Here is a 12123-nt window from a genome sequence, read left to right as displayed (position 1 = left end):
GGACGATGACAGGTGAATGTGTGCCGGCGTTCTCGCGACGCGACTTGCGTCCGAGCTTTGCCAAGAAAACTTGTCTCCCCAACGAGAGGGAGCAGGGAATGCCGGGTGCACGCTGCACCCGCGGTCTCGTGTGCAATATGCGCAAAGCAAAACGCACACGAGCATACAGGTACAGCCGAAGCACTCCGGCATTCCCTGCGCAATGGTTTGACGGCTTATGCCGCGATCTCCCCGGAGCCGAATTCCTCTGGCCTCCGTCACTGCCGGCTTGATGGCCAAATCAATCCGGTTGGATTGAATTCACCGACGGCAGCTTGGCACCAGCCACGGGTGTCAGGACCACACGGTTTTGCCGTACGCTTCAGCGCCGTACGTCCTGCGCGCGATGTTCACTCACGGCTGGATGCCGCCCTGCAAACACTCTTCGCGCCGACGCTGCCGCGTCCATCGCATCCCGCCCCACGTTCGTGACGATGGCCAACGCCCCTCTTGTCAGGACGGGACGGGGGAGTTGTACGGCTGATTTGGGTCTAGGACGAAGCGGTTTATTTTTGATGCGACGACTGGACGACCCAAATCAGATTGAATCTGTTTGAGAAATTAGATTTTTCGCGCAAACCGATGCCGAACGAAAGCGTGTCGAGGACGGGGCCTGGCGATGGCGGTTGAATTCAACGAGCATGACGCGAACGTGCATTCCCGGCGCTTTGATATCAGCAACATCGCTGCAACCTCCGATGACCGCGTCGCCCTCTCCGGCAAACGTCGTGGGACTTGAATTGGCCGCGATGGCACCCGCATTATCCGCGTCAGGGGCGCCGCAAGCCAGAGCGCCCTCACCTGGGAGGTAACAAAATGAAAGCATTCATATTGGGTGCAGCGATTACGCTTGTGTTTTCCACCGCCACTTATGCGCAAGCGCCAAGCTGGACGGTTCCGTCCGAAAGCCAGCGCTGTCCATCGAAATGGGGCGCGGCCGACGAGCGTGGCTCGGTCAATCACCAGAAGCCCGCGGCGGTGCTGAACGCGGCGAAGCTCATCAAGACCGGCGAAGTGATCGAGCTGGCCCACGTGCTCGGGCCCAGCATGGCGTTCTTCGGAACGCGCCGCTTCGACATGCACGCCAAGCGCACGTTCATGAACCAGTTCTCCAACATGCGCGGCTCGAACGAAGAGATCATCATCACCGAGCTCGGTCAGGTCGGCACGCAGTTCGACGGCTTTGCACATCAGACCCATCTCAACAGCTGGTACAATTGTCAGAAGGTCGACGAAAACGCCGACCGCACCGGCTTCAAGAAGTTCGGCATCCACAATGTCGGCGCGCTGTTCACGCGCGGCGTCCTGATCGACGTCGCCGGCTTCAAGGGCGTCGAAATGCTCGGCGACAATTACGAGATCACCGTGGACGACCTCGAAGGCGCCTTGAAGAAGCAGAACCTGACGCTGCAGCCGGGCGACGCCGTGATCATCCACACCGGCTGGGGCAAGCTCTACGGCAAGGACAACCCGCGCTACGTGAAATCCTGTCCCGGCATCGGCGTGCAGGCCGCGCTCTGGCTTGCCGCAAAGGATCCGATGCTGCTTGGCGCCGACAACTGGCCGGTCGAGGTCGCGCCCAATCCCGACAAGCAATTGTCGCTGCCCGTGCACCAGATCACGCTGGTGGTGAATGGCATCCATCTCCTGGAGAATCTCAAGCTCGACGAGCTCGCCCAAAAAGGCGTAGGAGAATTCGCCTTCGTGATGCAGCCGCTGAAGATTCAGGGCGGCTCGGGCTCCACGGTCTCACCGATCGCCGTGAGATAGACATAGCAACTAGCAAGTAGCCCGCATAAGCAACGCGATATGCGGGGCCGGCCGCCCCGCATGTCGCTTCGCTCATGCGCGCTACGCTTGCTGTTGACATCCGGGTCCGCCAGAGCGTGCTCCATTCCCCAGAATGTTGACTCCATTTTTTATACTGTATACTATAAAAAATGTAGTATAGGAGTCCTTCCGATGCCGACAGCATCCTACGCTGGCCGCCCGGCAGGCGTCCGCAGCTTCTGGCTTGGCTTTGCCGCCTACGTGCTTCCGACGTTTCCGATCGCCTTTATCTGGCATCTCGTCCTGTTCAAGCAGCAGTACAACGCGCTCCAGATCTATCGCGACGAACCGGTGATTGCCTTCGGACTGGGCTCCATGATTATCCAGGGTGCGATCTTCTCCTGGTTGTTTCCGCGCGTATTCGTGCAAGGCAGCGGCTCGTTCCTGAAGGACGGGCTCCTGTATGGTCTTGGCGCAGGCCTCTTGTCATGGTCGTTCACCACGCTCGCCGTCGCAGCCAAACACGTGATGGTTTCCGTGCCGGATTATGTGCTGCTTGAAACCGCATTCACGATCCTGCAATTCGCAATAGTGGGACCGTTGATCGCCCTTGCCTACCGAAGATAGATCAGAGGAGCTGATCGCGACGGCATGAGCAATCTGCACTATCCGCAATTCTGTGCGCTTGCCCGCGCAGCGGAAATCATCGGAGAGCGCTGGACTCTCCTGATCATCCGAGAACTGCTTCTCGGGCCGAAACGATTTGGCGATCTCCTGGATCATCTTGACGGCATGAGCCCCAGTCTGCTGACAGCGCGCCTCACCAGTCTGATCGAGTGCAACGTCGTACGGCGAACCACATTACCGCCGCCCGCCAATGCGCAGGTCTACGAACTGACCGAGATCGGCCGCGAAGTTCAGCCAGCAATCCGTGAATTGATCCGCTGGGGCGGCCGCTTCCTGTTTCCGCCGGTGCCCGGCGACGCCTTCGAACCGGACTGGGTACTGCTTGGCCTTGACGCCATTGCGAAGCGCTCACCCGTGCCTGAAATCAGCGTCGGCCTCGTGGTCAGCCATGGCAGGAAATCGGCAGACTTCACGGTGGCAGGCAGCGGCTCCGGAACGGCAATTCACAGAGGCATCACCGATTGCAAGGGAACGCTGGAAGCCCCCTTCGATGCGGTGCTCCAGATTGTCGCAACGAGCGTATCGCTGCACGACGCGATCGAGGCGAAGCGCGCCAAGGTAACAGGATCCATAGCGCTCGTGCGCAAGCTCCCTCTTCTGTTCGACCTTGCAGAACGCCGGCGCGGAACGGCGGCCGCCAACTGAAAGGAGGGGACGATGGCCTGGACGAAATCGCCGCAGTCGCTGATCGATCTGTTCGAGAAATCGGTCCCCTCAGGCGCAAATATCTCCCTTCGCAAAATGTTCGGCTATCCGGCGGCGTTCGCCGGTGGAAATCTCTTCATCGGGCTACACCAGGACGATTTCGTCATGCGGCTGTCGGAGAAGGATCGCGCCCGGTTCAGCGCCGAATTTGGCGAACGCATATTCGAGCCCATGCGCGGCCGCCCGATGCTCGAATATGTGCGGCTGCCTCCGGAGCTTTTGTCCGACGCCCGCAAGCGCGCGTCCTGGATCAGGCGTTCCCTGCAGTACGCCGAGACAATCCCGCCAAAAGCGAAGTCCCCGAAAAGAAAGCAGTTAGTGAAAAGGAGGCGCGCGTGAAGAAGTTTGTGCTGCTGCATTACGGGTTCGAAAAACCCACGCCGGAAATCATGGCCGCCTGGAGCAAATGGTTCGAGGCCACCAAGCCGCATACCGTCGACATGGGTGGCTTCGGCAATGGCCGCGAGATCTCGAAGGACGGAACGAGAGAGCTTCCGCTTGGACCTGACTCCATCACCGGCTTCACGATCGTGAACGCAGCAAGCCTCGACGAGGCCGAGAAGATGGCGCAAGGCAACCCGTTCATCTCGAGCATTCGGGTCTACGAAGTAAGATCGGGCTGACGCAACGGGGGTGGTGCTGGGCAGGGCCGCCTCCAGGGTGAACGCAATTGCGTTCATCCCGGAGTGGCGGATCACTTGAATTGCCGCCGCTTCATGCGCGACGCGCACTACTCCTCGGTCGGCCCGGGAAGCAGGCGGCGAAGCTGCTGGGCTTCCTGCCACGTCGCATGAGCCTCCTTGCCGAAGCGGGCGAGCTTGGTTGCGAGCTGGACGATGATGAGTGTGATCATGGTTGACGACTTTCGTTGGCGAGCAGGCGTCCGATCTCGCGCTCGGCATCGTCGGTCAGTGTGAATCCGCGGGCAGCAAGATACTGCTCGACGACACGGTCAGCCTGCCGCTGCCGGGCTTCGAGATGAACGCGCAACAATCGTGAGAAAAATGAGGGTTTTCCGGTCGGGGCAGAAAACCAGGCCCCAGTGGTGAGTACGTTCGCCATGGATGGCTCCTTTAATCGGAGTTGTCCCTGGGCGAATTTCCTTCCCTGATGCGAGAGATAGGTATTGGTGCCACCAATTGCGAGACCAAATACCCCGCAATCATGCATCAATTTTGCACTTCGCCGGCAAAAATGCCTGGCGCTATCACATGGCTGTAACATCAAATTCGCATGCGCTCGGAGCTTGCGCGAATCATTCATGCTGCGAGACCACGAGCGCGCTCACTTGGTGAACTTATTTGGCGAATGGATTGACCCAGCCGCCCCTTCCCGCCGGCGCGCGCGGCGGATAGGCCGTCTCGAGATAGTTCAGAACCGTCTCGCGATCTTTCTCGTCGAGCGGCGGCATGCCGTGACGGCGGACCATCAGGCTGATCGAATCCTCCCATTGCGCGCGCGTCATGCCCTGCTGTGCCACCAGGCGAAAGCCGTGGCAGGCGGTACAGGCGTAGAAGGCCTCGTTGCGGCCTGTGCCAGCGACAAAATCCTCCGGGCTTTCGTCCCGCGGCGTGAAGGGAGTTTGCGCCGTGGCCGGCGCGATCCAGAGCGCGCAGGCCACGGCGAACCACGCAAAGCGCTGCATCATCCGACCAGCACGGCGATGCGGTGCATGGCGTTGCCGCCATAGCCTTGCGGATTCCAGAAGCCTGACTGATGCGGCTGCATCGCGCCCTTGGAATCGGTGGCGCGGGCCCAGATCTCGAAATAGCCGTCGGTCGGCAGCTTCACGGTCCCGGTCCAGCGCTGCCAGTCATACCTGTTCTTCGGCTTTTCCAACGTGACGCGCTGCCAGCTCGCGCCGAAATCGAGCGAAACGTCGACCTCCTTCACCGTGAGATCGCCGGCCCAGGAGGCGCCGCGCAGCTTCAGCTCCTTGGTGCCGGCGGCGAATTTGGCGCCGTTCGCAGGACTAGTGATGATCGAGCGCACCGGCATCGATTCCAGGATGCGGAAGTTCGCCGGATCAGCCTTGCCGCCGGGCACCATCGGCTTGATCGGCGTGCGGTAGGAGAATTCCGTCATGCCGGGGCCGTCATGTTCGCGGTCGCGGATGGTGATGCGCGTCAGCCATTTCTGCGAAGCCGAGCCGGCCCAACCCGGCACGACCAGGCGCACCGGCCCGCCATGGATGTTCGGCAGCGGCTTGCCGTTCATGGCCCACACGATCATCGTGTAGGGGTCCATCGCCTTCTCAAGCCGCACGCCACGCGAGATGCTCGGCTTGCTGGCGTCGCCGGACAGATGCAGGTCGGCGGAATAGTGCGCGGTGTATTTGGCGCTCGGCTTCAATCCGGCCTTCTTGAGCAGATCGGCGAGCGGCACGCCGGTCCATTCGGCGCAGCCTGCGCCGCCATTGGTCCACTGGTTGCCGCGCGCCGGCGGCGAGAAGCCCGAGCGGCCGTTGCCGCCGCATTCCAGCACCATGCGCCGCGTCACTGCCTTGTACTTCGATTTCAGTTCGCCGAGCGTGATCTCGATCTTGTTGTTGATCTCGCCGTCGATGGTGATCTTCCAGGCGTCGGGGTCCTTTGCCTCCTCGGGGATCTGCCCGTTGTTGCGGATGTAAAACTTTTCGATCGGCGTGGTGTCGTCGTCGAGCAGGCTTTCCGGCGTCTCGGCCACCAGCGGCTTTTCGCCGAGCACGACAAGGCCCTCGTGCTTGCCGGGATATTTCAGGTATTGCGGTCCCTTCGCGGGCGCGGCGGCTGGCGCCGCTTGCGCGTGCGCCTGGGGAATGCCAGCGCCGCTGCGCGACAGCGGCAGAGCGCCGCCCATGACGAGCCCTATCGTTGCCAGACCTGAACTGCCCAACAATCTGCGCCGGCCGGTATCGAGCTTGTTGCTGTCAGCCGCATTGCCCCCGGTTTCCCGCATCATGACGTCCGCTCCCTTGTTGCCCGCTCCCGGGCTTTCTTGGCCGGGCTTCGTCTCGGAAGCCCGACGGGGCGGAGTATTTGCGTTTTGCGCTCGCGCCGCAAGGTCCGCCCGCGTGCCGCTGGCACCAGAGCTCGCTGGTCCGAGCCAGCCGTCGCTGGATGACAACGCCGGAAGCAGCCAGTTGGCGTCAATTTGTCGCTCGACACGTCACATAAACCTTGCGAAAATTTTCGCCGATACCACCGTCTATCGGTGCATCACCCCGATATCTGACATGTGAATGTAGGGAACCAGCGAAAGGGACCCGCCATGGCTAATATCGAAGAAACTCCGCGCAAGCTCGTTCTGAAAGCAGGCTCAACGACACTTACGCTCGACAAGGATTCCGGCAAGGCAACGCTGCAGCAGAAAATCTGGCTGTGGAACAAAAAGCCTGTCGAATTCCCGCTCTCCAATATCGACGACATCGCGGTGAAGTCGAACGTGGACGGCCTTTCAGGCGCGCCGATCCATCACAGCGTCCTGCACGAGCGTACCGGCGAGATCATCGTCCTGACGACCGAGGAAGCCAAGGACGCCGCTGAAACGGTCAAAAAGCTGCGCGGATTTGTTGGAATGTAGGGTTCATCGCCGGCCGCTCCGAATTGATCGGTCCACGCGCCGGAGCGTGATGCGGAAATTTGGATACCGGTTTTCCCTCGCGTCAACGCCGGAACGCGTTTGCGCGGATATCATGCTCAAAAAAAGCGCCGGAGCAGGATGACGATTCGTAGTCATCCTGCTCTGGCTGACACCATGCCTCGCCGCGCCGACCGGGCGAACTTCAGCCCTTGCGCATTTTGCTGAGCAGATAGTTGTCGTAATAGTTTTCCGCGATCTGGGTGTAGAAGAGCACTTCCTTCATATAGGCGTCGTGGCTCTCCTTGGTCTTCTTGAACAGGGGGCTCTTCTCGGCAATCTCGTTCAGGTGATCCTGCGTTGCCTTGTAGCAGGCCTCCATGACCGGTTGCGGGAAGGCGCGCAGCTCCGCCCCGCCGGCCACGAGCCGCTTCAGCGCGGCGGGATTGACGCTGTCGTATTTCTCGATCATCCACGCGCCCGCCGCTGAACCTGCCTGGTTGAGGATCGCCTGGTATTGCTTGGGAAGCGCGTTCCACTTCTCCTCGTTGACGATCATGTGCAGCATGGCGCCGCCTTCCCACCAGCCGGGGAAGTAATAGTATTTCGCCACCTTGTAGAAGCCGAGCTTCTCGTCGTCATAGGGGCCGACGAATTCGGCGGCGTCGATCGATCCCTTCTCCAGCGCCGAGTAGACCTCGCCGCCCGCGATCTGCTGCGGCACGATGCCGAGCTTGGCGAGCACATGGCCGCCCATCCCGGCGATGCGGAATTTGAGACCTTGGAGGTCCTCGACCGTCTTGATCTCCTTGCGGAACCATCCGCCCATTTGCGTGCCGGAATTGCCGCACAGGATGGCATGCGCCTTGAACGGCTTGAGCGCCTCGTTGCAGAGGTCGCCGCCGCCGCCGAACGACCACCAGGAGTGCTGATGGCGATGGTTCATGCCGAACGGCGCGCCGGTGGCGTAAGCCAGCGCCGGCTCCTTGCCGATGTAGAAATAAAGCGGCGTCTGCGCCATCTCGACGGTTGCCGAGCTCACGGCGTCGAGCGCCTGCAGGCCTGGCACGATCTCGCCCGCCGCAAAGGTCTGGATCTGAAACTTGTTGTCGGTGGCGTCAGCCACGTATTTCGCGAAGGTCTGCGCCGTGCCGAAGATCGTATCGAGCGACTTCGGAAAGCTCGAGGTCAGCCGCCACTTGATCTCGGGCGAAGTTTGCGCGATCGCGGGTGCCGCAACCAGCGTCGCCGCGCCGGCCACGGCGCTGCCTTTGAGGAATGTACGGCGTTTCATGATGTGCTTACTCCCTTATGCACGTCCATTGGCGCGGGGCAAAGAGCCTTCGCGGACCATCTATCCCTGATCATAACGAACTTCGAGCCATGCATGGAAGCGTTACCTTGCCGTGGCATGGCGGATATCGAGTTCGCCCCTCCCCTTGCTGTCAGCGTAATCGTGAACCCGAACGCGGCCCGTCAGGAAAGCGCCTGCATGGCCACGAGGCTGTGGCCCGCTTTTTTTGTAATGACACCTCCAAAAACAGGGCGTAGCTTCTCAATGCGCTACTCAGCGGTAGATGTTCCGATTGATAGGGTCCCGAATGGCCTCGGGAGCGGGACGTGCTGATGAACCCACACTGCGTGGGGCGCTGAGAAAGCAATCATCTGCATGGCGAAGGGGGGTTCTCGATAGGAGGAACTTCCATGAAACTCCGCACAACATTCGTTCTTGCGGTGCTTGCCGCCGCCGCCGTCATGACTTCTGCGATGCGCATCGCGGCCGCAGAGCCCACTAGCAAAATCACGATCCTCTACGATGCTTTCGGCACGGATGCGGCGATGAAGAAGGATTGGGGCTTCTCGGCACTCGTGGAAATATCCGGCAAGCGAATCCTGTTCGACACAGGCAACGACTCGGACATCTTCGCAGCCAACATCAAGGCGAAGAACATTGACCTCACCAACATCGACTTCGTGGTTCTGTCACACCGCCATTCCGATCACATGGCTGGCCTGAACCATGTGCTCAGCGTCAATCCGACGGTGAAAATCTACGCGCCCAAGGAAGGATTCGGAATTTATGGCTCGTCGCTGCCATCGAGCTTCTACCGGAAGGACGAATCCTTGCCGCAAGAGATGCGCTACTATGACGGCAAGCCGCCCGAAGTCATGACATTCGGCGCGGCCTGGCAGCGCGCCAACATCGAGCCTATCGACAAGACAACCGAAATCGCGCCGGGCATCACGTTGATAGCACTTGTGTCGGATGCCCCCGGCACGAAGGAGCTGAAGGAGCTGTCGCTTGCCGTCAATACTGCCGATGGCGTCGTGCTCGTGGTCGGCTGCGCACATCCGGGTATCGAAAAAATTGTCGAGGCCGCCAAGACGATCAATCCCAGAATTCGCTTGATCGCCGGAGGCTTTCACCTCGTCGTCGCGTCGGATGAGACCATTGCCAAGGCCGTGGCAGCGCTCAAGGACGGTTTCAAGGTAGAGACCATCGCTCCGGGCCACTGCACCGGCGAGCCGACATTCGCAGCATTGAAGCAGGCTTTCGGTGACCGATATCTATATGCGGGAGTTGGCACCTCGCTGACTTTGGACCCAGCAAAGGGCGTACGACGTGGAGAGGGACCGGCAATCCAGGACGATGATCTGGCCATCTATCGGAAGCTGGCCCAACGAGAAGATCCCTTCGGCATCTTCAGGGCACGGCAACAACGAACGAGGCCTTCGCATCCCTGAAGGCGAACAGCCAGCGCAGCTCGCGCGACCGTGCCTCGGGGATAGAAGCGCGACGTCGAGCTGCCGGGCCGCGAAAGAGCGGACTTCGATGTTTAGTAAGGCCGGCGAGAGTCTTCCCTCGGCTATCGCGAACTCGCCTTCCACTTGGTGCAATCCGCGTTGTCCGGCATCAAGCCCGCCGGGATGAACCGGCGGGCTCTGCTGTGTTCGGGTTGATGTATTTCAGCTATGCTGCGTGGCGAGAAAAGTTCAAGTTCTTGCATTCGACGCGCGCAAGCGAGAAGTGGTCGCCAGCAAAAACAATCGGCTCGCGCGGCGCGCTCGTAACTGCGTACTTAAATGTGTGCGTTGCTGCCGCGTGCAATTCGCCAATGGCTCCGATGCGCACGCCGATTGGCATTGAGCTCAGCAGCAGCACACGCCCGGCTCAGGCTAGACGCTTCCTGTTCTTCTCAGCGTGTGTCGACCCTGTAAGCCACAACAGTGCCCTCCATCATCATCGGGATGATGACGGTCCCATCCGGCCCAATCCCGAGGTCGGCGCTCCCCTTGGCGAGTGGAAGAAGGCGCGTCGCAGTGCCGTTGCTCGCGATGCGGAATAGCCCGCCGTTCATCCAATCGGTGGCAAGATAGCCGCCCTTGCCATCAGGTTCGACGCCGTCGAGATTACCGACTGGTGTCGGGCTACCGAGATCGGACACTTTCTTTGTCGAGAGATCGACCGCCTTCATGCGGCCGGGCACCTTGGTTGAGAAGTCCGGGGCCATCTTGCCCCATGACGCAACCACAAGCCGGCCGTCCTCGACGAGAAGCCCGTTCGGATTTTCTAGCGCGTCATCCTGCAGCAGGAGAGACAGCTTGCCGCCGTCGAGCACCCAAATGCTGTTTGACACCATATCGGAAGCGTAAATCCGTCCACTCTTGTCAGCCGCGAGGTCGTTCAAGAACTTGGATCCGGGTGCCTCGAACCGGTTCAGGACTTCGCCCTTGGCAAGGTCGATTTCCGCAATCCGGTCCACATCCGCGGCGTAGAGCTTGCCACTGGCAAGCGCGAGCCCGGTCGGACTGTCCAGCCCCTTGACCCACTCGATCGTTACAACCTTTCCATCCGGCCCGAGTTTTGAAACGAAGCCGTTGCCATCCTTTTTCATCGGATCGCCGTTAACGTTCGACACATAGACGGCCCCCGCAGCTCGGTCGAATACCGCCGATTCGGGGTTCTTGAAGCCACTCGCCTCCCACAGCTTCTGAGGCTCCGCGGCGCCTGCGCTGTAGGTAAGAACAGCTAACATTAATGCGGAGAGCTGAGGTGTCCTCATGGTAGCCTCCTCGTGCTGCCCCACGAACGAACATGCCTGTCACGGCAAGTGTTCCTCGGCTTTTCCCTTAAATTGCAGCGCCAGGTTAGACGGGCAGATCAGCGTCTTGCGATGAGTTTTGGCGCGGCGAGCACCGCACCAACGTGTCCGGTCCGACGATTGAGTTACCAAGTCAACTCAGCAGCCAGCGCGGCGGCCGCTTGAGTTCACCCCTCAACCAGGCCGCCATGCCACAATGCCCGGCCAACAGCTCAAGCTTGCTGGAAACACCTAGCTGTGAAATTTCAGCCCATCGACGATCTTGTCGATCACCTTGCGCTCGGCGCGCATCGCGATGCCCACGAGATTGAGTTCGGCGCGGATCACGCCCCTGACCACCTCGCGATTGGCGGCGTCATGGGTAGTCTTGAACATGTCCTCGGTATAGACCGCCGGCGTGACGTTGCGCGCGAGCGAGCGCTCCAGCGCGCGCGACAGCGCCGGGCGGTCGGCGCCGTAGATCAGGATCGGCTGGCCGATCAGCGATAGATATTTCGTGCCCGATGCGTCCCCGTAAGGCTCGCCGATACATTCGGGAAAAGCGGCCGCGATGCCGCCGGCGAGAAAGGACGCGACGTTGAGCTTCTGCCAGGCTTCGAGATCGGTCCGGATCACGACCGCGATCTTGGTGTCGAATTGCATTTGCGAGTTACCGTGCGTTTGTGCGTTTCAATGACTCAGCCCCTCATGGTGAGGAGGCGCGCAGCGCCGTCTCCGGACGATGCTCCGCATCGCCGGGAGAACCATGAGGCCCGAGCTGGGCCTTCATCCTTCGAGACGCGCGCAAAGCGCGCTCCTCAGGATGAGGGTCAACCTATCACCCCTTCGCGTCGCAGGCCCAGGCGCGGATCACGCATTCCTTGCCGCCAAATTCGTAGCACTTCTTGGTCGCGGCGTTGAGCGAGCTCGAAATCCTGGGCTTTACGGCATAGCCGTGCGCGCCACAGGGATTGGTCATATCGATGGCGAAGGCGGCGCAGGCGCGCTTCATGGTGACGGCGGTGCAGGCGCCCTTGCATTGCTTCAGCGCGGCAGCACGCGCGTCGGCTTCAGCCGGATAGTCATAGGCCTGACCGTAGGCACCGCACTTGCCGACCGCGAATGCGCCGGCCGCCCATGTCTTGCTGATGAAACTCGAGAAGCCCAGTATCAGCGCCAGCGCAAGGATAAAGAGCGCGCGGCGCTTTGCCGCGACGTTCGAAACGATCAAAAGCCCCTCCCCAGAGGTAACGCGGCAGAATCTAAATCGGGGGAGTTTCCA

Annotated in this window: 16 protein-coding genes; 7 read left to right on the top strand and 9 right to left on the bottom strand. The window is 60.8% G+C overall.

All coding sequences use genetic code 11. The features are described 5' to 3' along the window. The first annotated feature begins 855 nt into the window (after positions 1 to 855). The 5 genes from J6524_RS30230 to J6524_RS30210 all read left to right on the top strand — a co-directional run bounded on the left by J6524_RS30230 (position 856) and on the right by J6524_RS30210 (position 3824). On the top strand, positions 856 to 1809 hold the full coding sequence (locus J6524_RS30230; protein WP_225677489.1) for a cyclase family protein: 954 nt from the start codon (positions 856 to 858) through the stop codon (positions 1807 to 1809). Between the two features lie 192 nt (positions 1810 to 2001). Beyond that, on the top strand, positions 2002 to 2436 hold the full coding sequence (locus tag J6524_RS30225) for a hypothetical protein (RefSeq protein WP_225677488.1): 435 nt from the start codon (positions 2002 to 2004) through the stop codon (positions 2434 to 2436). A gap of 24 nt (positions 2437 to 2460) precedes the next feature. Next, positions 2461 to 3141 carry a winged helix-turn-helix transcriptional regulator gene (locus J6524_RS30220; protein ID WP_225677486.1) on the top strand — a complete coding sequence of 227 codons (681 nt, stop codon included), beginning with the start codon at positions 2461 to 2463 and terminating at the stop codon, positions 3139 to 3141. Positions 3142 to 3153: 12 nt separating this feature from the next. Beyond that, the gene (locus tag J6524_RS30215) at positions 3154 to 3540 is read left to right on the top strand and encodes a TfoX/Sxy family protein (protein WP_225677484.1); all 387 of its coding nucleotides are present in this window, start codon (positions 3154 to 3156) and stop codon (positions 3538 to 3540) included. After that, positions 3537 to 3824 carry a YciI family protein gene (locus J6524_RS30210; RefSeq protein WP_225677482.1) on the top strand — a complete coding sequence of 96 codons (288 nt, stop codon included), beginning with the start codon at positions 3537 to 3539 and terminating at the stop codon, positions 3822 to 3824. Before J6524_RS30215 ends, J6524_RS30210 begins: the two co-directional genes overlap by 4 nt. A 107-nt stretch (positions 3825 to 3931) precedes the next feature. Here the strand turns inward: J6524_RS30210 and J6524_RS37485 are convergent, their stop codons facing one another. From J6524_RS37485 to J6524_RS30195, 4 genes are all read right to left on the bottom strand, one after another. Next, on the bottom strand, positions 3932 to 4054 hold the full coding sequence (locus J6524_RS37485; RefSeq protein WP_283843363.1) for a hypothetical protein: 123 nt from the start codon (positions 4052 to 4054) through the stop codon (positions 3932 to 3934). Next, positions 4051 to 4263: a hypothetical protein gene (locus J6524_RS30205; RefSeq protein WP_225677480.1), complete on the bottom strand. Its 213-nt coding sequence runs from the start codon at positions 4261 to 4263 to the stop codon at positions 4051 to 4053. Before J6524_RS30205 ends, J6524_RS37485 begins: the two co-directional genes overlap by 4 nt. A 235-nt stretch (positions 4264 to 4498) precedes the next feature. Next, the gene (locus J6524_RS30200; RefSeq protein ID WP_225677478.1) at positions 4499 to 4849 is read right to left on the bottom strand and encodes a hypothetical protein; all 351 of its coding nucleotides are present in this window, start codon (positions 4847 to 4849) and stop codon (positions 4499 to 4501) included. Beyond that, positions 4846 to 6141: a sulfite oxidase gene (locus J6524_RS30195; RefSeq protein WP_225677476.1), complete on the bottom strand. Its 1296-nt coding sequence runs from the start codon at positions 6139 to 6141 to the stop codon at positions 4846 to 4848. The genes J6524_RS30200 and J6524_RS30195 overlap by 4 nt, the downstream gene beginning before the upstream one ends. A gap of 309 nt (positions 6142 to 6450) precedes the next feature. On the opposite strand from J6524_RS30195, the gene J6524_RS30190 reads away from it, so the two are divergent. Next, on the top strand, positions 6451 to 6762 hold the full coding sequence (locus tag J6524_RS30190) for a hypothetical protein (protein WP_225677473.1): 312 nt from the start codon (positions 6451 to 6453) through the stop codon (positions 6760 to 6762). A gap of 202 nt (positions 6763 to 6964) precedes the next feature. Here J6524_RS30190 and J6524_RS30185 read toward each other — a convergent pair whose 3' ends face one another. After that, positions 6965 to 8053, bottom strand: coding sequence for a TRAP transporter substrate-binding protein (locus J6524_RS30185; protein WP_225677470.1), 1089 nt, complete (start codon positions 8051 to 8053; stop codon positions 6965 to 6967). A 410-nt stretch (positions 8054 to 8463) separates the two neighbouring features. Between J6524_RS30185 and J6524_RS30180 the strand changes: the two genes are divergently transcribed. Next, the gene (locus J6524_RS30180; protein WP_225677468.1) at positions 8464 to 9504 is read left to right on the top strand and encodes an MBL fold metallo-hydrolase; all 1041 of its coding nucleotides are present in this window, start codon (positions 8464 to 8466) and stop codon (positions 9502 to 9504) included. Positions 9505 to 9730: 226 nt separating this feature from the next. Here the strand turns inward: J6524_RS30180 and J6524_RS30175 are convergent, their stop codons facing one another. The 4 genes from J6524_RS30175 to J6524_RS30160 all read right to left on the bottom strand — a co-directional run bounded on the left by J6524_RS30175 (position 9731) and on the right by J6524_RS30160 (position 12069). Then, positions 9731 to 9922: a hypothetical protein gene (locus tag J6524_RS30175; protein WP_225677466.1), complete on the bottom strand. Its 192-nt coding sequence runs from the start codon at positions 9920 to 9922 to the stop codon at positions 9731 to 9733. A 34-nt stretch (positions 9923 to 9956) separates the two neighbouring features. Further along, positions 9957 to 10823, bottom strand: coding sequence for an SMP-30/gluconolactonase/LRE family protein (locus J6524_RS30170; RefSeq protein ID WP_225677464.1), 867 nt, complete (start codon positions 10821 to 10823; stop codon positions 9957 to 9959). Between the two features lie 270 nt (positions 10824 to 11093). Next, a complete protein-coding gene (locus J6524_RS30165; protein WP_225677462.1) occupies positions 11094 to 11504 on the bottom strand; it encodes a DUF2000 family protein in 411 nt (136 codons plus the stop codon). A 175-nt stretch (positions 11505 to 11679) separates the two neighbouring features. Then, complete coding sequence (locus tag J6524_RS30160; RefSeq protein WP_225677505.1) at positions 11680 to 12069, bottom strand: DUF4189 domain-containing protein; 390 nt, start codon at positions 12067 to 12069, stop codon at positions 11680 to 11682. Positions 12070 to 12123 lie beyond the last annotated feature (54 nt).

The organism is Bradyrhizobium hereditatis (assembly GCF_020329435.1).
Classification (GTDB): domain Bacteria; phylum Pseudomonadota; class Alphaproteobacteria; order Rhizobiales; family Xanthobacteraceae; genus Bradyrhizobium; species Bradyrhizobium hereditatis.
The sequence above is the reverse complement of the archived record's forward strand: the minus strand, read 5'-3'. Positions and strand labels throughout refer to the sequence as shown.

Bases quoted from the DNA above. Each gene is read 5' to 3' on its own strand.
- J6524_RS30230 (WP_225677489.1), top strand. From the start codon at position 856: ATGAAAGCATTCATATTGGGTGCAGCGATTACGCTTGTGTTTTCCACC.
- J6524_RS30225 (WP_225677488.1), top strand. From the start codon at position 2,002: ATGCCGACAGCATCCTACGCTGGCCGCCCGGCAGGCGTCCGCAGCTTC.
- J6524_RS30220 (WP_225677486.1), top strand. From the start codon at position 2,461: ATGAGCAATCTGCACTATCCGCAATTCTGTGCGCTTGCCCGCGCAGCG.
- J6524_RS30215 (WP_225677484.1), top strand. From the start codon at position 3,154: ATGGCCTGGACGAAATCGCCGCAGTCGCTGATCGATCTGTTCGAGAAA.
- J6524_RS37485 (WP_283843363.1), bottom strand. From the start codon at position 4,054: ATGATCACACTCATCATCGTCCAGCTCGCAACCAAGCTCGCCCGCTTC.
- J6524_RS30205 (WP_225677480.1), bottom strand. From the start codon at position 4,263: ATGGCGAACGTACTCACCACTGGGGCCTGGTTTTCTGCCCCGACCGGA.
- J6524_RS30200 (WP_225677478.1), bottom strand. From the start codon at position 4,849: ATGATGCAGCGCTTTGCGTGGTTCGCCGTGGCCTGCGCGCTCTGGATC.
- J6524_RS30195 (WP_225677476.1), bottom strand. From the start codon at position 6,141: ATGATGCGGGAAACCGGGGGCAATGCGGCTGACAGCAACAAGCTCGAT.
- J6524_RS30190 (WP_225677473.1), top strand. From the start codon at position 6,451: ATGGCTAATATCGAAGAAACTCCGCGCAAGCTCGTTCTGAAAGCAGGC.
- J6524_RS30185 (WP_225677470.1), bottom strand. From the start codon at position 8,053: ATGAAACGCCGTACATTCCTCAAAGGCAGCGCCGTGGCCGGCGCGGCG.
- J6524_RS30180 (WP_225677468.1), top strand. From the start codon at position 8,464: ATGAAACTCCGCACAACATTCGTTCTTGCGGTGCTTGCCGCCGCCGCC.
- J6524_RS30170 (WP_225677464.1), bottom strand. From the start codon at position 10,823: ATGAGGACACCTCAGCTCTCCGCATTAATGTTAGCTGTTCTTACCTAC.
- J6524_RS30165 (WP_225677462.1), bottom strand. From the start codon at position 11,504: ATGCAATTCGACACCAAGATCGCGGTCGTGATCCGGACCGATCTCGAA.